General features: G+C 68.3%; 16 protein-coding genes and 1 pseudogene. 7 read left to right on the top strand and 10 right to left on the bottom strand.

The window, feature by feature from the left end:
• Positions 1–639 precede the first annotated feature (639 nt).
• The 3 genes from ABZ721_RS33265 (at position 640) to ABZ721_RS33255 (ending at position 5,131) form a co-directional block, all read left to right on the top strand.
• Positions 640–3,045: a Helicase associated domain protein gene (locus ABZ721_RS33265; protein ID WP_358792508.1), complete on the top strand. Its 2,406-nt coding sequence runs from the start codon at positions 640–642 to the stop codon at positions 3,043–3,045.
• Positions 3,045–3,566: a hypothetical protein gene (locus tag ABZ721_RS33260; protein WP_358792507.1), complete on the top strand. Its 522-nt coding sequence runs from the start codon at positions 3,045–3,047 to the stop codon at positions 3,564–3,566. Before ABZ721_RS33265 ends, ABZ721_RS33260 begins: the two co-directional genes overlap by 1 nt.
• Positions 3,567–4,450: 884 nt before the next feature.
• A complete protein-coding gene (locus tag ABZ721_RS33255; RefSeq protein ID WP_358792506.1) occupies positions 4,451–5,131 on the top strand; it encodes a hypothetical protein in 681 nt (226 codons plus the stop codon).
• A 227-nt stretch (positions 5,132–5,358) separates the two neighbouring features.
• Here the strand turns inward: ABZ721_RS33255 and ABZ721_RS33250 are convergent, their stop codons facing one another.
• The 3 genes from ABZ721_RS33250 to ABZ721_RS33240 form a co-directional block, all read right to left on the bottom strand.
• A complete protein-coding gene (locus ABZ721_RS33250) occupies positions 5,359–6,654 on the bottom strand; it encodes a replication-relaxation family protein (protein WP_358792505.1) in 1,296 nt (431 codons plus the stop codon).
• A 1,851-nt stretch (positions 6,655–8,505) separates the two neighbouring features.
• Positions 8,506–8,934, bottom strand: a complete 429-nt coding sequence (locus ABZ721_RS33245) for a YidB family protein (protein ID WP_358792504.1) — start codon at positions 8,932–8,934, stop codon at positions 8,506–8,508.
• Between the two features lie 593 nt (positions 8,935–9,527).
• The gene (locus tag ABZ721_RS33240; protein ID WP_358792503.1) at positions 9,528–11,447 is read right to left on the bottom strand and encodes a beta-propeller fold lactonase family protein; all 1,920 of its coding nucleotides are present in this window, start codon (positions 11,445–11,447) and stop codon (positions 9,528–9,530) included.
• A 346-nt stretch (positions 11,448–11,793) separates the two neighbouring features.
• On the opposite strand from ABZ721_RS33240, the gene ABZ721_RS33235 reads away from it, so the two are divergent.
• Positions 11,794–12,021 (top strand): hypothetical protein, encoded by a 228-nt coding sequence (locus tag ABZ721_RS33235; RefSeq protein ID WP_358792502.1) that lies wholly within the window; start codon positions 11,794–11,796, stop codon positions 12,019–12,021.
• Positions 12,022–12,157: 136 nt separating this feature from the next.
• Complete coding sequence (locus ABZ721_RS33230; protein WP_358792501.1) at positions 12,158–12,655, top strand: DUF6233 domain-containing protein; 498 nt, start codon at positions 12,158–12,160, stop codon at positions 12,653–12,655.
• A gap of 360 nt (positions 12,656–13,015) precedes the next feature.
• Here ABZ721_RS33230 and ABZ721_RS33225 read toward each other — a convergent pair whose 3' ends face one another.
• The 3 genes from ABZ721_RS33225 to ABZ721_RS33215 are packed head-to-tail and all read right to left on the bottom strand — an operon-like array spanning position 13,016 to position 15,370.
• Positions 13,016–13,870, bottom strand: coding sequence for an IS5 family transposase (locus ABZ721_RS33225; RefSeq protein ID WP_358792500.1), 855 nt, complete (start codon positions 13,868–13,870; stop codon positions 13,016–13,018).
• Positions 13,871–13,928: 58 nt separating this feature from the next.
• A complete protein-coding gene (locus ABZ721_RS33220) occupies positions 13,929–14,357 on the bottom strand; it encodes a RacP protein (RefSeq protein WP_358792499.1) in 429 nt (142 codons plus the stop codon).
• A 2-nt stretch (positions 14,358–14,359) separates the two neighbouring features.
• Complete coding sequence (locus ABZ721_RS33215; protein ID WP_358792498.1) at positions 14,360–15,370, bottom strand: DUF6192 family protein; 1,011 nt, start codon at positions 15,368–15,370, stop codon at positions 14,360–14,362.
• Positions 15,371–16,174: 804 nt separating this feature from the next.
• On the opposite strand from ABZ721_RS33215, the gene ABZ721_RS33210 reads away from it, so the two are divergent.
• Both ABZ721_RS33210 and ABZ721_RS33205 read left to right on the top strand, forming a co-directional pair.
• On the top strand, positions 16,175–16,759 hold the full coding sequence (locus ABZ721_RS33210; RefSeq protein ID WP_358792497.1) for an IS3 family transposase: 585 nt from the start codon (positions 16,175–16,177) through the stop codon (positions 16,757–16,759).
• A gap of 34 nt (positions 16,760–16,793) precedes the next feature.
• A pseudogene (locus tag ABZ721_RS33205) lies at positions 16,794–16,982 on the top strand (IS630 family transposase); the annotation flags it as partial.
• A gap of 14 nt (positions 16,983–16,996) precedes the next feature.
• Here the strand turns inward: ABZ721_RS33205 and ABZ721_RS33200 are convergent.
• The 4 genes from ABZ721_RS33200 to ABZ721_RS33185 all read right to left on the bottom strand — a co-directional run bounded on the left by ABZ721_RS33200 (position 16,997) and on the right by ABZ721_RS33185 (position 22,125).
• Positions 16,997–18,652 (bottom strand): hypothetical protein, encoded by a 1,656-nt coding sequence (locus ABZ721_RS33200; protein ID WP_358792496.1) that lies wholly within the window; start codon positions 18,650–18,652, stop codon positions 16,997–16,999.
• 583 nt (positions 18,653–19,235) lie between these two features.
• The gene (locus ABZ721_RS33195; RefSeq protein WP_358792495.1) at positions 19,236–19,703 is read right to left on the bottom strand and encodes a hypothetical protein; all 468 of its coding nucleotides are present in this window, start codon (positions 19,701–19,703) and stop codon (positions 19,236–19,238) included.
• Between the two features lie 542 nt (positions 19,704–20,245).
• On the bottom strand, positions 20,246–21,295 hold the full coding sequence (locus tag ABZ721_RS33190) for a hypothetical protein (RefSeq protein WP_358792494.1): 1,050 nt from the start codon (positions 21,293–21,295) through the stop codon (positions 20,246–20,248).
• Entirely contained in the window at positions 21,295–22,125 is an 831-nt protein-coding gene (locus ABZ721_RS33185) for a ParA family protein (RefSeq protein WP_358792493.1), read from the bottom strand. Before ABZ721_RS33185 ends, ABZ721_RS33190 begins: the two co-directional genes overlap by 1 nt.
• Positions 22,126–23,500: the final 1,375 nt, after the last annotated feature.

Genomic DNA, 23,500 nt, shown 5'->3' with positions numbered 1-23,500 from the left:
GCGCTCCTCGATCCGCCGGGCGGGCGAGGGGACCCGGATCCGGGCCAGGGTTCGGGCAGGGGTCCGGGCCCCGCTCCGCGGGATATGCCCCGGCAAGCCGGGTCATAGTGAATGAATTGCGCAAGCGCAATTCGAATTCCGGCGCAAGCGCCGGAATGGAATTCCGTAAACGGAATTCCGGAAGGCAATGCAATTCGCGCAAGCGCTCATTGCGGGCGCCCGCGCAAGCGCGGTCGCCTTTGCTGGCAACAAGGGAGGTGCATCATGTGTGGGCCTGTGTAGGGCTTGGGATTCCCAGCTGGCACCCCAGCAACGCGAGTGACGGGCCGTCGGCCCGATCGGGTGCCGGCCTCACCGCAGTGACGGGCTCCGCTGCGCTCCACCCTGACCACTCCCCCGCCCTCGAACCTGCTTCGCTGCTGCTCAACAACACCCCATCAGCATACACGGTGAATCATCACGGCGAGTGAAAATCGGCCAAGTGTCAGCCGTGGTGGCGAACCTGCTGCACGATTGATGCATCACTCGTTGGTGCTGTGTAGAGTCTGGATACTGACGTCAGCACCCCTGGCCCCTCGCGCCGCGCAAGGATTTCTTTTCTTATTGCGCGGCGAATTCTACGAAAAGGAGAACACGGGCATGGCCGTGAGACTGCGTGACCACCAGATCGAGGCCGTGGCCGCCATTGTGCGCGGTCTCGATATCCCGCCGGGCGGCATCCCCGCCCATGGCCTGCGCGGGCAGGTACACGCCGCGTGCGGAACGGGAAAGACCATCATCGCGGCAGCAGCCGCGAAGCGCATGGCGCCCCATGGCCGCATTCTCGTCCTGGTGCCGACCCTGGACCTTCTGACCCAGACCGTGCGGGCGTGGCGCTCGGTCGGGCACACGGGGCCGGCGGTCGCGGTGTGCAGCCTGGCCGACGACCCGGAGCTGTGGAGCTTGAACGTCCGCTCCACCACGAACCCCATCCAACTGGCCCTGTGGCACGGCCAGGGGCCCGTCACGATCTTCGGGACGTACGCCAGCCTGGGTGTGCTGGCGGAGGCGTTCGAGGGCGTCTACGGGCAGCAGCTCGCCCCGCTGGACCTCGCCGTGGTCGATGAGGCCCACCGCACTTCGGGCTCGATGGGTAAGGCGTGGGCCGACATTCACAACCAGCACGTCATCCCGGCGTGGCGGCGGTTGTATCTGACGGCGACGCCGCGGATCTGGCAGGAGCGGCCGAACTGGGAGGTTGCGGAGGGGGTGCGGGAGGCGCTGCCGCGGGAGATGGCGGCTTCCATGGACGACGAACGGGTGTTCGGGCCCGTCCTGTACAAACTGTCGCTGGCGTCAGCGGTGTCTCGCGGCTTACTTGCGCGCTACCAGATCATCGTCCTGGAGCTGAAGGACCCGGTCGTCACGCCAGACCGGTTGATGGGTGAGGAGCGGCGGAGCGAGGAGGTGCGGGGGCAGCGGCTGGGGGCGTTGCAGGCGGCGTTGCTGCACACCATGGAGGAGCACCGGCTCCAGACGTGCATCACGTTCCACCATCGGACGATAGAGGCGCAGGCGTACGCGGAGGGCTTGGAGCGGGTGGCTAAGCGGCTGCACGCTGACCAGCCTGAGAAGTACCCGTCGGTGATCTGGGCGGACTGGCTGTGCGGTGAGCACGTGCCGGAGCGCCGGCGGGAGGTTCTGGGCGAGTTCGGGTCCACCGCCCGGCGGGCGGTCCTGTCGAACTGCCGTGTCCTGGGTGAGGGCGTCGACATCCGGGCCGTGGACTCCGTGGCCCTCCTGGACCCCAAGGGCGCGCCGCACGACATCGTCCAGGCGATCGGCCGGGCGCTGCGTCAAAAGCCGGGACAAGGGAAGCTCGCCTCTTTGATCGTGCCGGTGTTTCTCCAGCCGGGCGAGCAGCCGGAAGATATGTTTACGTCGGGATCGTACCGGCCGTTGGTGAAGGTTCTTGAGGGTCTTCGGGCTCACGACGAAGAGGCCGTGGAATTGTTGGCGATTCCGCAGGAGCCTCAGAAGGACGTCGTGCAGCCGTCCGAGTACATCGGTTCCGCGCCCGAAGATGAAGAGGAAGAATCCCGTCTGCTGCTCCGCTTTGCCGCTCCGCATGATCCGGTGATGGTCGCGGACTGGATTTCCTTCAACGTGATCGACACGGAGAAGCAGGACTGGGCGCGCGGCTGGGCGAACCTCAAGACGTTCACCGAACGTGAGCATCACGCCCGCGTTCCGTACGGGCACAAGGAAGGCGCCTACCCGCTCGGGCAGTGGGTCGCGGAGCAGCGGCGGGCGTACGGGGCCGGGCAGATGACCGGCCAGCGCGCGGGACGGCTGGAGAAGCTGGGCATGGTCTGGAACCCGGCCGATGAGCGGTTCCAGGAGAACCTTCAGGCCGCGAAGGCGTACTACGAGCAGCACTGGACACTCTGCGCACCCCGCTCCGCGACCATGCTGGATAGGCCGTTGGGGATGTGGCTCGCGAATTTGCGGCGGCCCGGCGCCCTCGACGCACACCCCGAATGGGAGACGGCGCTGGCGGAGGTCGACGCGGACTGGAACCCGGTATGGCCCGCGGAGTGGCAGCGGCACTTCGCCGCGCTACGCGAGCTGGTACGCGACGAAGAGAGCGCGGCAGATGTCCTGCCCGGCTTCACGGTCCACGGCATGGACGTGGGGAAGTGGCTGGCCAAGCAGCAGACCCCGGCCGTCTGGCGGGCCCTGACCGGCGGGCAGCGCGAGCGTCTGGAGCAGTTCGGCATCACACCACTGGCCCTGGCCCCAGAGCCGGAGGTGTCCGGGGATCCGGCCAAGGCGGCCGTGAGCGCCTTCGAGAAGGGCGTGGCGGCCCTGGCGCAATACAAGGCCCGCACCGGGTCTGTGATGGTCTCCAGGGCCCACGTAGAGGTTCTACCGGACGGGTCGAAGATCAAGCTCGGAGTGTTTCTCAGCAACAGCCGCAGTCGCCGGGCCAAGCTGACCGCCGACAAGCTCCAGGCGCTCGCCGACCTCGGGCTGCAGTGGGCGGCGACGGAAGGGGCAGCGTGATGACCACGGGCGATCAGGAAGCGGGGCAGCGGGCGGTCAGCGTGGATCCGCGGCAGCGGAGCCACGACATCTGCCCGGGGGGCGCTGGGAATGCTAGCGAGGGGTACGGAACCCATCCAGAGGAGATCGCAGAGCTGCTGGAAGCCGTCGGTAAGTCGATGATGGTTCTGTCGTTCCGGGAAGACCGCTCCTTCGCCGCGCTCAGCGTGGAACGCTTCGGGACTGTGGGATCTACTCGGCTGGACTGGTCCGGGGCCGTGGTGATCGAGCGCAGCGAGTCGTTCGATGCCGACGAGCTGCGCAGGCTGGTGGCTTCCTGCGCTGCGGCGGACGAGCTCGCGGTCGTGTTCTGGAGCAATCTCGCAGTGCCGTCGGTCGCCGTGGAGGCCGCTGTGGTGGCGGGCCATGCGGAGGCGGTGTTGGAGTGCTCCCCTGAATGCTGGATCTACCTCACCGACAGTGAAGTGCTGATCGAGTTTCAGGACGGTGAGGGATTCACCGTGGGGAGCGTCCCGCGCTGAGGTGGCCGGCGCCGAGGCCGGCGCCTGGGACGGAGAGGCGCGCTGTGCGGCGTACGGGCCATCACAGCGGGCTGCGGGGCAGGCCGCCCCCGCTGCCCCCAGGCGCCCTGCCCGCAGTGCTGCTCCCACCCTCCATCACCAGGGCTGAGGACAAGGAGAGGGGCACAGAGGGGATGTCGGCATCCGAAAGCGGTGGCGCAGACATCACCACCCCAGGTCACGGACCCTTTCCGGAGCGGCCCTGACACAAGGGTGTGCCCAGGCCGCTGCCCAGCTGGTGGCGCACCCCGTTGCGCAGCCGGCTGCCCAGTCCATTGCCTAACGGCACCGGGCCAAGAGGCGCGGACCAGGCGTGTGGGTCGGCCTTCGGATCCGGGCGGCCGGGAGTGGGCGCCGGATCCGCACCGGCAGCGGACACAACGCTTGCCGAGCACTGTGCGGGGGTGCTGTGCCTGCCATCCTGGCGGTCAGGGTTCCGGCCGAGAGAGCGCAGCATGGTGCGGCTTTCCACGAGCGCCAAGCCATCGCCGTCGACGCGTGAAGTGTCACGCTGTCACGCCGCCAGGAACGCTGGCTGCCGGCGCGGGCTGACATCTGCCCCGTAGTCAGCGCCATTGTTCTGGATACAGAGAGGGGGTTCTGGCGACCGCCTGGGAAAGGCTGACCGTTCTCGTGAACATCCGAGCTCGCGTGCTGACTCCCGAACTGCTGTCGAAGTGTGGCTCTACGACGTGAAGCGACGCACTCGCATCCCCTGTCCCGCACCCGGGAGGTTTGGCCGGATCAGGACGAATTTCGACGCATTCCCTGTTCACGGCTCCGCCTTGGCCAGCAGCCTGGAAGGCTCGGACCTGGCACCACTCCGAGCAGAAAGCAGGGCCATCATGGGCGCGAAGACCTGGACTGAGAAATCCAACGGACCGCACACCTTCGACAACGTCACAGTCCTGTCGGTGCACGGGATCGGCCGCGGCGCCACGGTCGGCACGTACGGTGCCAAGGTGCTGCGCGAGGCCATGCAGTTCGAGACAGCTCCAGGGGACCGGACGTACTGGACGGAGTACTGGCTGGGCAACGAGCAGACGATCAGCAACCCGGGCCACAAATCCACCTGGCTCAACGCGCTCACCGGTGACACCAGCAAGGCCGTGGTGGTGGACCTGGCCGTCACCTTCATCTTCAACATCAACGACCCCCAGAACCGCACCTCCCTGAACCCCATCCGCGTGGAGTTCGGCCCCGGCGAGACCGAGAAGATGGTGTTCTTCGATCGGCCCGACCCCGAGCGCCAGGCGTACGCGGCCGTCAGCGTCCAAAATCCCCGATGGGCTGGTGAGAACGGTGGTCAGCGGTTCCTGCTCGGCGTCGACGACATCTCGCCCGAGGGGGTCCCCGAGCGGGAGATGTTCTTCGGGGAGCCTCGGCAGACGTCGAAGTCCTCCGACATGATGCCTTCCGACGACTTCTTCGCTGGCGTTTCCCATATGGCGTCGCTCAATGAGCTGCTTCCCTACGTCAGGCGGAGTGCCTCCATGCAGATGCTCGAGGGGCCCGACCGGGGCTAGTCTGCGCTGGACCGGCACCGGTGATGCCATGGGCGCCCTCGTGTACCTGGCCGCCGTCATCGTCATCCTGTGCGCCCCGCACAGCATCTGACCTTCAGCCGCGGAGTCTGGTGGTCGAACTCGCTGCGGTTCCCAGGTCAGAGCGCTGTCGCGAGGCAGCGTGACACCCGGCGTGACACCCCGTGTGACATCGGGCGTGACACCGGCCGTGACAGTCGGCGTGACAGCTACGCCTCGCGTGACGGCTTGCGCATCCGGCGCAGTGCGCCGCGCAGTCCGCGGTTGCGGTAGGCCTGGGCGTGGCGGCAGGGCCCGCAGTAGATGCCGTCCTGGGGTGGGACGGTGATCTCGGTGTACCAGTCCACCGGTGCGTCCACCAGCTGCTCGCAGCCCGGCGTCGCGCACTGCGCAACAACCGGGGCCGGCTCCGCATCTTCTTCATCTTCTTCGGCCTGCCACTGCTGCAGCCGCTGCGCTTGTTCGGCTTTATGCGCTGCCTGCTCAGCCTGCCAGCGGGCCTCGGCTGCTGCACGGCGCGTGGTTGCCCGCTGCTGGTAGGCGGCTTTGGTGCGGGTGTCGGTGAATGCGGTCAGCAGCGGTTCGAAGTCCGCACCGCGTTCCTGCGCGACGCGCCGCCAGGTGGGGCCGTGCGGGCCGTGTTCCTGCAAGCGGTCCAAGGTGGTCAGTACCAGCGGGACTCTGTCGGTGAAGTCGAGGTAGCCGTCGCCGTCGTCGAACTGGCGGTCGGCGGCTGCCCAGTGCTCACTGGTCAGGGCGGCGAGTTCCTGCATGCGGTTGTGCAGCGCGCGCGGGCCGGCGCCGGTGAACACGAAGGCCAACGGCGGCCACCCCGTCAAAGCCGTTTCGGGGTAGAGGGTCTGCCAGTACGGCACCCCTTCCTCCCCCGCCCGGCGCGACGTCCAAGGCACAGCCGGATCCGCAACGCGGCGGCGGTAGCACGCGGCGTACGCGGCGAGCTTGTCCGCGACGCGCTGCACCGGCTCGGTGTTCCGGTCCACTTCCACCATCAGCAGCGGCAGGCCGGCCTCCTTCGCGCGCAGCACCGCATCCGCCCGCACGTTCTGCTTGCCGGTGCCGGCGAGTGCGTGCGGGACCTCGGTTCGCCACGCGGCGATATCGCCGACACCGCCCCGGGTGAACGCGATGATCGTGGCGTTCACGCCCATCGCGTGCGGCGCCCCGCCCCGTCCCGCGCCCCGGGCGCGGCCGCCCATGTCCTCCGGGTCGCGCCCCAGCTGTTTCGCGGCCGCGTCCAGACCGGCCGGGGTCAGGCCCCACAGCTTCTGCGACGGCTCCCCCGTCCGGTCCGGCGCCCCGAACCTCCCCGCCGGGCCCGCGGTGTTCCCCTCCGAGACCACCGCACCGGCCGCCTGCAAGTCCAGCAGCGCGTTGCGGATCACCTTGTTGTCCGACAGGTGCGGGCGCACCAGGTGCAGGATCTGCGTGGCGGTCGCCACCTTCAGCACCCCCAGCACCTTCAAGGTGTCCTTCTGGTCCCGCACCGTCGACCGCGCCTTCGGCTTCGGTTGTGATTCCGTCCTCGCCATGTGGTGCCTCCCCGTGCGACTGCTGTGGAAGCTCTCCATGGTCGCCTGCCGGTACGACAATCCACACCGACCCCACACTCACCGGCCGACGCACCAGCGGCGGCCACGCAGCCCGCACAGGGCCCGCCGGAGGCTGAGAACACCCCGTTCGAACCCTCGCGCCCGCCCCACCACCCAGCCGTACCCGTTCTCTTCACCGGGTACAGCAGGGGGTGGGAGGCAAGAGGGTTGTCAGGATCCCCAGTGACACCTGGTCAAGGGGCCTGAACTGCACAAACACCGGATCAGGGCGCACTTCTGTCGGTAGTAGTGCCGGTAGTAGAAACGGTAGAAGCAGCGGAAGGAAACCCGGTAGCCAGCTGCTGCAGCGCTACCGAACAGCAACGTCATCACTACCGCCGCTTGCACCCGCTCACCGAGACGCCCGAACACCTACCGGCGCTGCACTTCCCACGGCCGCAACACCACCGCGAGGAACAAGCCGAACCCGACCTGGCAGCGCCGCTGTTCGGCATCCCCTTCATTGTGCACCCCACCGGCATCAGCCTGGCTGTCTGTCGCACCCAACTTGAGTGAATCGCACCGAACCCTGATGGATCGCAGTTCGCCTCATCGAAGGCTAAGCACCCAGATCAGAGCATTGATGCAGCGGCGGAGAGGTCGTCCCTTCCACAGGTCCGCGACGCAGCAGGAGCGGCATGAGCGCAATCATGTCGGTGTGAAACGAACGCGATGCGAAAGATGCGACCTCTTCCTTGGGGAGGGATGCGACTGCCCGCTGGACGGAACCACTCCGCAGCGCGTAGACGGCGCGAGCGCGGCTCCCAGGGTTCAGTGGGGAACTACAGCCGACGTGATCCTGGTGTCGCCAACGGGATACGCCCACATTCCTGGAGCATGCATCCACTTTGTGGAGTCGCCGCAAGAAGCTGGCTGGGGGTGGATTCCCGCCCCGGATTCCGGGCTCTGGACTCGGCTCGGTGAGCAACAGTCCGCGCAGGCGCTGGCAGGTAACACCAGCCTGAGGGCAACGAAGAGGTGCCCTGACTGCGCGAACTCTGTCGGGCGAGCCTGATCGCGCTCAATGCTCGTTGGGCCGGGTCAAGATTCACCGAGCCGGAACACCGGCTGCTCTCCCCTGGGGCGACCGAGTTGGGGCAGCCGTGTCGCCGGGCGCGTTCCACCAGGGAACCGGCAGGGCGTTCCACGATTCCACCGGTGCCGGCTTCCGCTCGTTCCATGCCCTTCCATGGCGTTCCAAGCCGGTTCGGTGGCCGACCGGGCTCCGGTGTTATTCGGCGGGAAACGGTCGTCTACCGCGATGTGCAGCCCATGGTTAGTTCACTACGGACCCGTGGTTAGTTCCCTGGTTAGTTCGGTCAACCCAGCAGGTCAGGGACCGGTTCGGACGTTGACGTACACCGCCACGCAGGACCGAGCTGGCGGGTGGTGGTCTCACGCCCCATCGACAAGCTGGGCGCCGTGTCCGTTGATCCAAAGGAGGACAAGGGGGCATCTGCCGGTGAAGGACCGAAAGGGCAAGGGGTGCAACCTGCGGATCACAGGCGCGCCCGCCCGAAGGTCGTCTGGCTCTGTTCACGAGAACCGACAGCAGTTGTTCACGAGTTTGAGCAGCAGTCGATCCCCCGGAAAAATCGAACGGGCCATGGCTTCGGGCAGCACAGGCTCCCCGCCGGATGAGCAGGGAGCCCGCAGACATTGGAGCTGCTTTCCGTGCGGGCAGGGCTCCAGGGTGCCCCAAGCGCCGACCCGCGACACCGGACCGTGGGCCCGGCGGCAATCAAATCACCAGGAGTAGCGCACCCCGACGTTCGACCCCCACGGCTGCTCAATGCGGTCGCCCGCGGAGTAGTCGTAGTCGGCGGTCAGGGTGACATTCGCGAGCTTCGGCGCGATCTGCAGCTCGACGAGATTGGGAATCCCATCCTCGGCCCGGGCCGTGTCGGTGGTCGCATCGATGATCTGCGGGAGGGCGGTCGCTAGGTCCGCAGCCAGCTCAGCGGGATCACTCCCAAGACTCGCGGCGGCCTGGCCGAGCTGTTCCCGGCCGACGATCAGAGTGATCTGGTCAGCGGTGACTGGCTCGTTGCGCCCCCCGCCGATCCACGACTGGACCTGGGACTCCAAGCCGGCATCCGCCAGGCTCTCTCCCGAGATCGTCAAGGTCGTCGGCTGCACGGTCCCACCATCCTCGCTGGTCTCGAAGTTACTCATTCGGAACATCCTTTCGACGGACCTACGTGACGGAGGTCGCCTGGCCGAGACAGCAACGTGTCATCTTTGGATGGGCTGGCCCTACCCTCTGGCGTCACGGGCGGCAACCATCGCTGCCCCCAAGAACGATCTTGAATGACGATGGCAGGCGCTGTGACCAACTTGGCGATTCCGGCCTCACAGAACTCGATCGCCGCAGCGACCACGCCTGTTGACAGGCCGTCGGCACCTCCTGTCACCCGCTGTCCGGGCAGGCTGATCCGGGGGCCAAAGATAGGCGGGAGCGGCCTCCCCGCGGACTGCCCAATATCGAACACCCCGGCCCTCAGGTGCCTCCCGAATTCGTGAATAACTGCTGTCGGTTCTCGTGAACAGAGCCAGTCGTCGGTGCAACCGGTGGGCGGGTGCTCCCCGCGAGGTGGCGTCGCAGGCTGGAGATATGACCAGCGCGCCGATCGTCGTGCACCGGCTGTCACCCTCCGGCGGCCGCCTCACCGCGCGCCAGGGACATAGCCCGATGATTGACGGTGCCACCACACCGGCAGGGGCCGCCCGCGCTTGCGAACGGCCCCCGGTTACGTCAGCTTGTGAATTCAGCAGCTGGTGGCGGTGTCGCCCGGGTCGGTGGTGCAGGTGTCGGAGCCCAGGCCGCCGTTGGCGGTGTCGCCGCCGGCCCCGTCCTGGACGTTGATGCTGTCGTTGCCGAGGTTGCCGCTCATGGAGTCGGTGCCGGAGGTGTCGACGAGGGTGTCGTTGCCGTTCTGTCCGTCGAGGTCGTCGTTGCCCGGGCCGCCGTAGATGTGGTCGTCGCCGTTGTCGAACAGGTAGAGCAGCGAGCCCAGCAGGGTTTCCCCGTAGTTGGTGTCGTTGCCGGCTTCGCCGTACAGGTAGTCGGCGCCGTTGCCGCCGCCCATGATGTCGTCGCCGGCGCCCCCGTAGAGGGTGTCGTTGCCGTTGCCGCCGTCGACGGTGTCGTTTCCGGTCCCGGCGTAGATGATGTCGTTGCCGTTGCCGCCGTTGATGGTGTCGTTGCCGCCCAGGCCGCAGATCACGTCGGCGCCGTTGGTGCCGGTCAATGTGTTGTTGCCGGACGTGCCGGTGATGGTGCAGCCGTGCGCGTTGTTCACTGTGGTGTTCTGCACGGCGGTGTTGTTGCCCGGGGTGGAGTCCGCGACGGCGGAGGTGGTGGTGCCGGTCGCGGTGATCGTGCCGGTCGTCTGCGGCTCCACGGTCACGGTGATGGTCGCGGACGCGGCGGGCGCGAGGGTGCCGAGCGTGCAGTTCACGACCGGGGCCGTGATCGTGCACGAGCCCTGGGAACTGCTCGCGGACACGATGGTGGCCGCGGCACCGGAGAAGGTCAGCGCGGAAGTGGTCGACGTCGCGGTTGCCGGGCCGTTGTTGGTCACGGCGTGGGTGTAGGTCAGGGTGTCGCCCAGGGCGGCCGGGTCGGCGGAGTCGGTGACGGTGGAGGCCAAGTCCGCGGAGGGGGCGGCAATGGCGGCGGGGGCGAAGGCGACCGCGTAGGGGAAGGAGCCGAGAGGGAAGGTCGCGGTGGTGGTGTTGGTGGCGGTGTCGATGACCGACATGGTGCCGGCGTAGCCGTTGGGGACGTACACCGAGGCGCCGTCGGGGGTGACCGCGGACTCGAAGGGGCCGTTGCCGACGCCGACCGTCGCGGTGACGGTGTTGGTGGCCGTGTCGATCACCGACACCGAGCTCGAGGAGTTGTTGCTGACGTAGGCGCGGGTGCCGTCCGGGGACAGCGAGAGGCCGAACGGGCTGATGCCGACGGGGATGGTGGTGGACACGGTGTTGGTGGCGGTGTCGATCACCGAGACGTTGTGGGAGTTCTGGTTGCCGACATAGGCGCGGGTGCCGTCCGGGGTCACCTTGATGACGTTGGGCTTCTGGCCGACGCCGACGGTGGCGACAACGGTGCTGGTGGTGGTGTCGATCACCGAGACCGTGTTGCCGTCATTGTTGGAGACGTAGGCGCGGGTGCCGGTGGGGGTCAGCGCGATGCCGAACGGGAGAGCGCCGACCGCGACGGTTCCGGTGACCGTGTTGGTGGCGGTGTTTATCACGGAGACGGTGTTCGCGCCGGAGTCGGCGGTGTACAGGGTGCCGCCGTCCGGGGACACCGCGAGCTTGAGGGGGCCGCTGCCGACCGCGATCGTCGCCGTGACGGTGTTGGTGGCGGTGTCGATCACCGACACCGAGGACGACCCGTTGTTTGCGACGTAGACGGACGCACCGTCCGGGGACACCACCACACCGATCGGGGAGGAACCGACGGGAATGGTCGCGACCGTCGTGTTGGTGGCCGTGTCGAGCGCCCTCACGGTGTTGTCCATCAGGTCGGCGACGTACGCCACCGGGGCGGACGGGGCCGCCTGCGCGGCGGGAGCGGGCAGCGCGACCAGCCCGGCGATGGCGAGCGCGCCGGCGGCGACCAGCGCGGAGAATCTACGTCGCAGACGCGACGGGCGTAAGACGGAACGTGAGGACATCAGGTGCCTCAACCCTTCTTCGAGGCCCGCCCCGCGTCAGGATGCCTGTCGGAGGGGCGGCCAGAAGGAGCCGCGCGTTCGCCGCCCCCCGGTCACCGCCACCGGGACACACCCGCGACGGAGCGAACATCCATGGTGACCAAACGTGTTGGCCCCTCGACCCGCCCAGCATGACACCCCAAGGCCCGCAGCACCGCTGAATACGTGCATCCGCTCACCACTACGACGCGCCGAGAACGGCCCCACAGCTGGTGCGGACCGGCAGCACCGCGATCCAGCGCACGACAGACCGACGGCCCCAGCACCGTGGCGTGCGGCGCGACCGGTGATGTCGCAGGCTGGAGGCATGGCCAGCGCGCCGATCGTCGTGCACCGGCTGTCGCCCTCCGGCGGCCGCCACGTGACCGCGCGGGCCGGGGACGTCGAGCAGATCCTGGGCGTCGCCTACAACGACCGCGACGTCCTGGAGTTCCTGCGCCGGGTCGGCATCGAGGACCCCGAACCCCTTCTGGACCAGCCGCTCTGGGTGGAGTGGCGCGGCGGCCGGCCCCACCAGTGGGCCACCGCCTCCTGAACCACCCCGGGCCGGCTCCACCGCCGCTTCATTCCAGGACCGCACCGCTGTGACCTGGACCAGTGATGTTCGTGGAACGTCGGTCATGCCGTTCGCCGACCGGCGTTCCACCCTGGAATCGAACTAGAATCGAACGGTGAGCAGCGAGCGGAGCGGGGAGCAGGCGGCGGGTCTGCCTGCGGCGGACGGGCCGCTGGTGCGGGTGCGGCTGCACGACGGGCAGCAGCTCTATGCCGTGGTCAAGGGCCGCCGCAAGGAACGCGACGGCACCTGGTGGTACTGGTGCCAGATCCACCTGCCCGCCGCGGCCGAGCAGCGCGGCCGCCTGGTCGACGAGCCCGCGCCCATCGACTTCACCGCACCGGCCGGCCGGTGCGAGCCGGTCGAGGGGCAGGCGTACGACACCGTGCCCACCCACCGGCACAGCGTGGCCTCGGCCTGGCGGGTGGATGAGCCGGTGTACTTCGGCCCCGAGCGCGGGCCGGCCCGCATCGTGCACCGCGGCGACTGCCACGCGGTCCGCGACCTCTCCCACCCCGCCACCACCGAGCAGGCCCGCGCCACCCTGGCGCGCCCCGACGGCGCACCCTGCGACGTCTGCCGCCCCGACCAGCCCCTCAGCCGCGCCGCATAACCGTGACCAGCGCCACGAAGGGACAGTCGCCGCGCTCCCAGCTCCCAGACGAACCAGAGAACGCCACTGCCAGGAAAAACAGGCGGATGACCTCTCAGGCCACCTGAGTGCCTGTTTGCAAAGCTCCGCTGAGCGTTTGACCAGCTCAGGAATCGAACGAAAGGTTCGGGGTGATCGAGGTCTTCAAACGCCGGGTGGCGGGCATGGCAGAGGGCTAAGCTGAGGTCAGCTGGCTGCCGCGACCCCGCACTCGGTTAGGCCGCCCGCCGTCCCAGACCCTGATTTCGGGTGGCCGCCTGGTGAGGGCGGTGTCCTTGTGGCGGATCCGGGTGGCGGTGGTGACCACCACCTTCAGAATGATCAGTCCCGTTGTGCTTCGCGGGACGTCGGCTGTCCGCTCCTGCGGGAGCTTCGGCGAGTGATCCGCCTGGTCATGAGCGTGATCGCAGCCCAGGTGATGAGCGATTCCGAGTGCTGGATGAGCCGTTCGTAGTCGCGTGCGTGCCGGCGGGCGTGCATGACCCAGGCGTGGGAGCGTTCGACGACCCAACGCCGGGGCAGGACGACGAAGCCGGGCACGTTCTTCGGGCGGCTGACGGTTTTGATCGTCAGGTTCAGGAAGGTCTTTGCCCAGGTCACGAGCTGACCGGCATAGGCGGAATCGGCCCAGACGATGGTGATTTCGGGGTGCATCAGCCGCAGCCGGAAGAGCACTTCCTTGGCCGCGTTGCGGTCGGTCATGTCGGCCGGGGTGACCATGACGAAGAGAGGCAGGCCCTTGGTGTCCACGACCAGGTGCCGCTTGCGGCCGTTGATTTTCTTCCCGGCGTCGTAGCCGCGGGAGTCCTTGCCGACGGTGTCGGCGGCCTTGACCGACTGGGAGTCGATGACGGTGGCGACCGCTCCGGGGGCCTTGCCCATCTCGCGGCGGATTCGCTTGCGGAGCTGGTCACGGATCTGCCCGATGACGCCTGCGGCGGCCCAGCGGGCCATGAAGCCGTAACACGTGCGCCAGGGTGGGAAGTCCTTGGGCAGCGCCCTCCATTTGCATCCGGTGTCGACGACGTAGCGGATCGCGTCCACGATCTCCCGGCGGGGGTGCTTCTCCGGACGGCCGCCGGCCGGGGTCTCGCAGGCCGGTGTCGGCAGCAGCGGTTCGATCAGGACCCACTCGTCGTCCCAGGTGTCTGAGGGGTAGCAGCGTCGCCGCGGCAACGGTCTCTCCTCCCTCAAGACAGGGTGGGACCGGCCGCTTCGCGGCCGGTCCCACCGGTCAGGCGTCGGTGTAGTCGGCGATCACATCGAGGGTGGATTCGACCGAGTTGAGCTGGGTGTTGAGGTGTTTGATCCACCGGCCCTTGGGCTGGAGAGCTGCGTGCGGGGCGACGGTTGCGGTGATGAAGCGGCGGATCTCGGTGAGCTTGCCGCGGATGATCGCGACCTCGTATGCCTGGAGTTCGGCGGGATCGGCGCAGAACTTGTAGCCGTCCGGCCTCGTCCAGATCAGCGGCGGCCAGCCGCGTTCGGTGATGGTGTCCCGCAGGCAGGCCAGGCCCGAGCGGGTCTGATGGGGCGACAGCTCGCTGGATCTGACCAGCTGGACGAAGGTCAGACCGGCCGGACGTGCCTCGAAGAGTACGAACCGGACGGTGTCGGCGTGTCGTTGGGCTGCTGCCGATCTGCGCTCGGAGGCGCGTGGCACGGTTACTCGCCTTGCAGGAGCTTGGCCAGTTCGCCGTCGACGTCGACCTTGCCGGTGTCGACGGCCGTCTCGATCCAGTCCAGCGTCGCCCGCACCCGGGCGACGTTCTCGTGCACGATCACGCGTTCGTCGTCGCCGAGCTGGCGGTCGCGCATGCCCGGGACGACCCGGCCGGCGGCCGCGACGAACGCGTGGCAGGCGGTGACCAGGTCCAGGAACTCCACCGACCGGTCGATGCTGCGGATCGCCGGGGCGACAGGACTGGTGTCCTCGAAGTGCTCGCGGGCCTGCCGGCCCCGCTCGACCTGAGCGTGGTTGACCTGGTGGCGGGCGGTGTCGTCCGACATCGCCCGGAAGGCGACGTCCGGCCTGCGCAGCAGGCCGGTGGTCACCTTCGCGGCGACGTGGTCGTCGCGGGTCAGTTCCTCCGCGGCGCGGACCTTGTCCTCTTGCTTGACCTGGGCGATTACCGTCGGCCGCCGAAGCAAGTCGCTGGTGACGGTGGCGGCGACCTCTTCGTCCTGCGCGAGGGTGTGGATCGCGCTGACCTTCTCCTGCGGGGTGACCGGCTTGACGACCTGCCGGCCTGTCCGGCGGTTCGCCTCGTCCGGTGTCCACCGGGCCTTGCCCTCGGGCGGGTTGAGGATCGTGTCGAACCGTTCCTCGTCGTCGGCTATGGACGCGAAGATCTTGTGGACTGTGAACGACACCTCCGACACCCGGCGGTCCTTCGGCCACTTCGAAGCGGTCCACCTCGCGTCCTTCACCTGCGAGTACGACACTCCGATGTCCTCGGCCAGGCGGAACAGCGAGTCCTTGACCGTGAACAGTTCGTCGCCCCGCTCCTGGCCGCCGAACTCACGCATCGGCTCGACCTCAAGCGCGTAATCGCCGATCGTGAACTGGATGCGGCTGGCCGTCTCGACCAGTTTCCGCAGCTCAGCCACGATTTCCGCATAACGGTTCACGCTGACACTGCCGACCTTGTCGGCGGTCTCGATCTCTTCGGGCATGGCATCCACCACCCACCGCGGGGCCGGGGCACGGCCCCGCGGCCGTGACAAGACCCGGCCCGCATCTGGGACCGAGAGTCAGACCATAAGTCCTATGATCACAATCAGTGACCGGAAGTGACCGGAATCTGATCGAAGATGCGGTTCGAATGCGTTCGCGGTGCGGTCACTGTGACCGTTCGTCGAACGTTTCCTTCCGGGCCCGCCAGGCCCTCGTGACACACCGCCGCGAGCAGTAGACGGCATTCGAACGCCGGTCCACCCCGGCCACCCAAGTGGCCCCGCATTCCGGGCACTTGGCCTGACCGACACCGCTCAACTCCGCGCCCACCCGCTTGCGCAGCCGACGGTCCCGACGCCACTGCCTGGAACGACATGCCGCCGAGCAGTACACGGCCGCGGGCCGTGCTTCCGGCCTCAGCCGTTCACCGCAGCCCGCGCACACCCGCTCTCCGGCTTGCCCGGCGCCCTCGGACACCCGGCCAGCCTAGGCCCCAAAGCTACTCAAGACCCGGGATCAGAAACAGGCACTTAACCCAGCAGGTCAGGGCCTGAGGGAAGACCTTCGCGGTTCGATTGCGAGCGAGCGAAGCACGTTGCAGCCGTCCTCGCTCCGCTGACGAGCGGAGAGCACCGCCAAGCGCGCGGTGCGCAGCAGCGCTCTCCTCACCTGTCCGGAGCGCGGCGATGGGTGCCTCTTGAGGTGGCGTCGCAGGCTGGAGGTATGACCAGCGCGCCGATCGTCGTGCACCGGTTGTCGACCACCGGCGGCCGCCGGGTAACGCTGGAGCGGGCGAGCGGGCGATGTCGACGAGATCCTGGGCGTTGCCTACAGCGACCGCACCGTCGACCCCCGACCTGCTGACCCGCGACTTCACCGCTGAGGCACCCGGCCGTAAACTCGTCAGCGATATAATCTACGTCCACACCTGGGCCGGCTTCCTCTATCTAGCGACCATCATCGACTGCCACACCAAAGCAGTCGTCGGCTGGTCCATGGCTGACCATATGAAGACCTCTCTCATCGCGGACGTACTCGACATGGCGAACCGGATCCTGGATCTCGCCGGCGACTGCATATTCCACTCGGATCGCGGAAGTCAGTACACTTCCCAGGAACTTCGCAGCAAACTACGCTCCTTGGGAATGCGGGCATCCGTCGGCCGCACGGGCGTCTGCTGGGATAATGCCATGGCCGAATCGTTTTTCGGTGCCCTGAAGAACGAACTCGTTCACCGCACTGCGTTCCCGACGCGCGCGCACGCCCAACGTGCGATCGTTCGCTACATCGAAGTGTTCTACAACCGTCAACGCCTCCATTCGGGGCTCGGCTACAGGACCCCCTCAGAGGTCCAAGCCGACTATGAGCAACAGCAATTCGCAGCATAGAAGCCCATCAAACCGCTGTCCGAGAAGCACGAGACCCCTCAAAGGCATCTGGTCGGTTCTGCGACGGACCGCCCAGGCCAATACTGCCTTCGCCGATCCCGACCACCTCATCCGCCGGCTACGACACGGCCTGCGCCAGATGCAATACCGCAGCGACATCATCGACGGATGCCTCACCGGGACCGGACTCACACTCACGACACCACGCCTACAACCTCAGTAACCAGGACTTCCAGCTCATTGCGCGGGCCGTCGTAGCGACGGACCCATTCGCCGCTCAGCAGTCTCGGTCCCTCGCTCCTGGCCGGTTCCCAGACGTCGCACCCTGCCGGATACCCCCGCAGCGGGTGAGATCGGCGGCCCGGTCAACGCTGTACTGCCCGCCGCACGGCGGCCGACGTCACGGCCCCCAGCGGGCAAGGCATCCCGCGCGGGGCACGACGGCCGTCCTGCCCGCTCCGTGCGGCATAGGGGGCACAACCCGTCGACCAGAGCCTTGCCACACACCCTGATCACGCACTGGCAGTCCCCACAACGCCCCCGGAGCGGCGGCGTCGTGGACACGGCGGACGGGGGCTCCACCGTGCGGAGGGACTGCGGTGTTCCAGCCGCAGAGAGCATCTCCCGGCGGCGAAAGATCAGCACGTCCTGGCAGATCTCACAGCGCTGCCCGGTCGACCACCGGGTGCCCTGCTCACAGTCCAGGTCACCACAACCCCAGTGCGGAAGCGCGACCCTCAGCAGCCAACTGGCCGGGTCCCGGATCTCCGCCGGAGCGGCCGTCGCGAACCGTACCGTCAACCGGTGCTGGACCCGCTCCAGTCCGTGCGCACGGACCGCGGCGCCCACCGCGCGCCCGATCTCCCGCTGCCGGTAGACACTGGAGACACGCGACAGCAGGTAGCGCACGGGTTCCAGCGCTTGATGGATCTCCGGGTGGTAGCTCAGCTGCGGGCCCTTGTAGGGCCCGTGGTGTTGCGCGCGCACCGTGCGTGCCGGTGCGTCAGGTGTGGTCGGGCTGGCAGCGAAGGGTTTTCCATCCGCGCGCAGCGCGCAATCGCGCCGTGCCGGAGCACGGTCCCGCAGGGCGTCCGCGCGCACGCCGACGCGCTCTACTACCGGCATTTCGCCTACGGCGGGTGAGGCAATCGTGCGCTCGTCGTCTGGTCGGACAGTACTAGGGTCTTCCTTATACGCGAGGGATCCCTCACCAACACCCAGACCGGATCCCTCACCAACACCCGAACCCAGGTCCGTCTCATGCACCGCCGTTGCCGGCTGCTCCGAAGGGGTTGCGGTGCCCGCCTCGGGGGCGGCCGACGGCTGGTCCTCGGGGGCGCAGGAGCGCACGGTGAACACGTGCCGGCCGTAGGCGCCGGCCCGCCGGTCGACGCTGATCCAGCCCAGCTCCTCGAGCGCGTCGATGATGCTGCTGGCCGTCCACGTGGTGATCGGGTGCTGGGCTCGGAAGCCACGGTGGTGGACCAGGAACGATGCGAGCTCGGCCTCGGTGAGCGGGATGTTCTGTGCGACGGCGTAGGCCAGGACCGCGTAGGCGCGCAACTGGCGGGGCGAGAGGTCTTCGGCGGCGGCGACGGGCAGCCACACGAACCGCTCGGAGCGGCTGAGTGTGCGCACCCGCCGCACGGCGGTGGTTCCGCGGCCGCCGCGCAGCGTCCGGCGCTGGGTGTCCGGGAGTTCCACCACCCCGTCGGGGCCCGGGTTCCGCAGCTGCGTCAGGGACCGCTCGACGGTGGCCCGGCCCAGGTGCAGATAGGCCGCGAGGACCGGGACGGCGGCGGTGCACCCTTCGGCGCGCCGTCCGAGGGCGCTGATCTTCATGTAGACGGCCAGTGCCGCGTCGGAGTAGTGGGCTGATTCCACCAGGCGCATCGGCACCTTGATCCGCTGGCGGCGGATCGGAGCGCTGTCCTGGGCCGGGGACTGGGCCTGTTCGGCGGCCGGGAGGGCACACGGGTGCTGCGGGTTGCCGGACTCAGCGGGGTGGTGGACGGGTGCGGTGTCCTGGGCGTTTGCGCACCGGGGGGCGCTGGGCGCAGCGGTGTGGGTGGCCGGTCGGCGGTGGGAGGAGGGGGCGGGGGAAGGGGCGGGGGTGCAGCCTGATTTGGGCAGCACGGAACCGACCCCTGGCGTGGCAGCTATGATTTGCTCCAGGTCAGTGAAAGAGGGAATACGGAATCGCCCGCTCAGCGCCTGTGGTCGGCGGAGCGGGTCGGTGTTCTTCAGTTGGGAATGGAGCCGGTCACTACCTCTTTGCTGTCTGGGCGCCTGGCAGGGCGCCGGTTGGGAAATCAGCGGCCCGGGACTTCACCGTCCCGGGCCGTCGCTCATTCGAGCAGCCGGCGGCGGTCCACGCGGGTGCGTGATCGGTGGCCGGACGTGTGTGGGGTGCGCGGGCGGGGCGGGGCATCGCAACCGCTGACGGGGTGCCGCGGCGGCTGCGCGGTGCGGCGGGTCATGCCACGCCGTCCTCGGGCCGGTGGAGCCCGTCAGCGCCGGCCTGGAGGGCCACCGTCGTCTGCACTGCCCACAGTCCCAGGGGCAGATACAGATGCGGGGTGTCGTTCTCCGCGAGTTCCAGGGAGGTGATCGCGTGCTGGCTGGGCAAGGTCGCCAGGTCGGCGCCGGCGGGGTGGACGTACAGGCCGGCGATCCGGGGCACCGCGTCGATGTCTATACGGGAGCGCTCGATGGCCATCGACTCCCACAGGCGCAGCCGCTGGGGGGTGTTGCGCGCATAGTTCTCGCGCGGCCAGCTCACCCGGCGCAGGGAGTCGAACGTCAGCAGGGGCAGGACGTCGCTGGGGGTCAGGACGTCGGGGTGCAGGACTCCGCGGTCGCGGGCCTCGTAGGCGACCTTGCTGGGCACGCCGGCCAGGTTCGCGAGTTTCAACAGGGTCCAGCGCTGTACGCGTGGAGGCATCGGCCCGGCGTTCCTTTCACCTCAATATCGTTCTGACGCACAGTAGCGCGAAACATCCCCGAAAGTTTCCCTGTCAGGGATTTCGGCGTGTCGTTCAGGCTGCTAGCTCGCAGTGCCTGGTGCAGCCTCAGATCCCAGACAGCGCAGGGAGAATCGGCACATACGGCCTTCAGTTCGATCCCTGCTCAGGATTCCCCTGCCGGTGCACATCCCGCGCCGGAACCGCACGTGCTCCCCTGACAGAACAACAACGTCGCACCGACCAGCCCGCGTGGCGCAACAACCACCCACCGTGCGCCCGCCCCTGCCCCCGCACACACAGCCGCACCTTCAGACATGCAGGCTCCCATGCGTTATCCCGTGCAGGTTGCCGTGCAAGTCCCAGGTCAGAGGCTGTTTTAGGACCGAAGGAGGCGTCCTGGGAGGGCGCGACGGGAGTGCCGGGGAGCCGTCGTCGATCGATGCGGGTCCCGCCGCAGGGCTGCGGACATGCCGCAGGGGCACAACCAGGCTGGTTGCGCCCCTGCTTCGGTGCGGCGGTGCTACTGGACCCGGCGGAAGATCTCCGGCCGGGCCAAGGTGCCCTCGGCATCCAGGGAGTCCAAGAACCGCTCCACGGCGGCGGAGAACAAGAAGACCACCAGACCCCGCTTGGCGGCTGCGGTGATGTCCATGTCGAGGTCCCGCGAGACCTGCCACACGGTCTGGCTCACCCGGTAGTTCGACGGCTTACCCGGGTCGGTGTAGCCACCGCGCGCCGTGACGAACTCGCGGATCATCTCCAGCTGCTCGTCGACGGAGTCCGGCAGGTGCAGCATCGCGGCGTTGACGTAGTGCCCCTGGGCGAGGCGCCGGTTGTCAGCGGACCGCTTGTCCTCCGCCAGCCGCTCCTCCAGGCGCTTCTTGACATCCGGGACGAGGCGGAAGCCCCACGTCTCCCATCCCTGGGAGTTGATCCGGTTGTCCAGGAAGCTTTCCTGCAGAGCGGCGTGGGCCCAGCCGCCGCTGGTCTTCTTCTTCGCCTTGCGCGTGGCAGCCGTCCCCGACGGGGCGTCCGGCACCCCAGCCGGCACGGCAGCGACCAGCGCCGGAGCGACCGGCGCCGGAGCGGCAACAGGCGGAGCGGCGACGGGCGCCGACTCCGCCACCACGTCCACGACCAGATCGGCAACCGGCGCCGCGGCCTGCGGGGCCGGGGCGACCGGAGCCGCGGGCTGGAGGTCCGGGGCGGGAAGGGCCGGCTCCTGGCGCGGGGCCGACCGGGCTCCCGGCAACGCCGCCGTCTCCGGGGCCGGCGACGGCGGCTCGGCTTCGGGCGCCGTCTCCGGTACGTCCGGCTCCGCCGTCACCACCCGGCTGCTCTCCCGCGCCGCGGCGGCTTCGGGGGCCGCCGGTTCCGCGACCGGCGCCGGTGCCGACATCTGGGCCAGCAGCGCGGCCGTCGAATCCGTGCCGGCGTTCAGGAAGCTTCCCGAGATGGCATCGGCCATCGACTGGCGCAGGACATCGTTCTGCACCTTCGCTCGCTGCTGGGGGCGGCGACTACGCGAGCGCCCCTTGGGTGCCTCGTCGTGCTTGTCGGAGTCAGCCATCACGCCCCCGTCTGCTTCACACGGTCAGCGATCTCCATCGCCAAGTCACGGTAGGCGATACTCGGCGGCTGATTGGGGTTGGCGATACACACCGGCTGCCCCTGATCGAAGGCCTGCGAGATCAGCCCATTGCGTCGGATCTGCGTCTCGAACGGATTGAGCCCTAGCTTGACAAGGCGCTCCTCGACCTGGGCGTCCTCGATCGTGCGCTTCGACGGCGGATTCGCCTTGTTTAGCACCGTGCCCAGGAACCGCGGGTTGCACTGCCCCTCGGTCCGCTTCACGGTGGCCTCGGTCAGCCCCTTGACCACCGCCACACCCGGAACCGTCGCGTACAGCGGCTCGCAGACGGCGATCACGAAGTCGGCGGCGGCCAACGCGACCGCGGACAGGGCCGTCACGCTCGGCGGCGTGTCCACGAGGATCAGGTCGTATTTGTCGCGGACGTCCTGCAGGACCTGCCGCAGGATGATCGTGCCCTGGAAGTCCATGCCCGCGATCTTGCGCTCGGCGTCGACCATGGTGCTTTGGACCGACGCGAACAGGTCCAGCCGGCCCGCGTCCTCGAAGCCGTCCATCAGCTCGCTGCGCGAGTAGATCATCTCCCCCAGCGGGGGCGCCATGTCATTCAACCTGGCGTACAGCGCGAAGCCCACCGACCGCTGCGGCTGGGGCACAACCCCCAGCGCCACACCAGCCTGGGCCTGCGGCTCCAGGTCCACCACCAGGACCTTGACCCCGTTTATCGCCAGCGCGCTGGCCAGGTTGACCGTCGTTGTCGTCTTACCCGGGCCCCCCTTCTGGCTTGCCACGGTCAATACAGCGCCCACAATCCATCCTCTCCACGGTTGGCCCGGTCACCGCGTCGAGTTCCCCCAAAGCGGACAGAGCAGTATTTAGCGGTACAGCACGAGCCCCGACTACTGCTGTCAGGGAAGGAAGTTGACGCCGCAAGGACCCCATCAACCGACCCGCAAGGCCCGATAGATGCGGACCAGCACGACTATTCGGGCTGAAGATCCACCGCACTGCGGTAAACGATCACCACTATATTTTCCTGACAGGCTAGCAGTCGATCACACCGGCGCCCGGCCCCCCACCAGATTCACCCGCGTGTCGCCCCTCAGCAGGGCCAACCGCCCCACACCCCAACCGCACACCCCCAGGCCCCGGCTAACGCCACGCCAGCCACCCGCCCCCCGGCCCGGCCGCCCCGCCCCACACCAACCCCCGCCGCACACCCCCCACCCCGGGCCTCCATCCCGCACCCGCCCCCCACCACCATCACCCCGACACCCGGACCCACCACGCGGCCACCGCCCACTCCCCCTCACCCGCCAACGCCGCCACCGCCACCCCCTCCTCGGCGCCGCCCACCCCCCGCCGCTCAGCGCCTCCTGCCCACCCTCCACCGCGCCCGCCCAAGGCCTGCACCTCCCCACCCCCATTCGGCTCACCACGCCCCCACCCGCCAGGGCCACCACGAACGCGGCCGTCAGTCCCACCGCACCAGCGCCGGACCCCCCAACCAGCAGCATCCACCGCCAACCACGCCACTCACCGCCAAGGCGAACCCCCCGCCCCCTGACCGCACCACCCCACGCAGCAAGAACCGCGCACCCATCAGGTCACGCACCCGCCAGCACCTACCCGCAACCAAACGCACCGCAACCTACGTCAACAACCCCCGCACCAGACACTTCACCATAGAAAGCAATGCGCGTACGCACATAACATCGACAAACCAGCCACCCTCACGAACCGGCGGTTCGACCAACGTCCACACACGAACGCGCCCTACCGACAACACGCACAACCAAGAACACCCTCAGCTAGTCGCCAATCCCCCCGCCCATCAAGAACCACCTCCCAGCCACCAAAGCCCCACTAGCACTCCCACTCGTACAGAAACACGTCCCCACCGCGTCCCACCAACACCGTCCAACCCGAAACGCAACCACCGCCCGCACCTGCAACAGAACCTACGAATGCTCAGCGCCACACCAGCACGATCGTCCACACAACGGCGCACCCATCCATCCATTCACGTGCCCATGCAGCAATGCAAACAGACGAGCAATTAGCAATGCGTAATGCCATGCACATCGACGCTCAGGTCAACGTTCAGGCTGTCGTTCATAAGGTCGCACCACATGGCGCGCATCATGTCATGCAAACTCCCGTGCTGTGAAAGATGCAGAATGT

The organism is Streptomyces sp. NPDC006733, assembly GCF_040636125.1.
Taxonomy (GTDB): Bacteria; Actinomycetota; Actinomycetes; order Streptomycetales; family Streptomycetaceae; genus Actinacidiphila.
The sequence above is the reverse complement of the archived record's forward strand: the minus strand, read 5'-3'. Positions and strand labels throughout refer to the sequence as shown.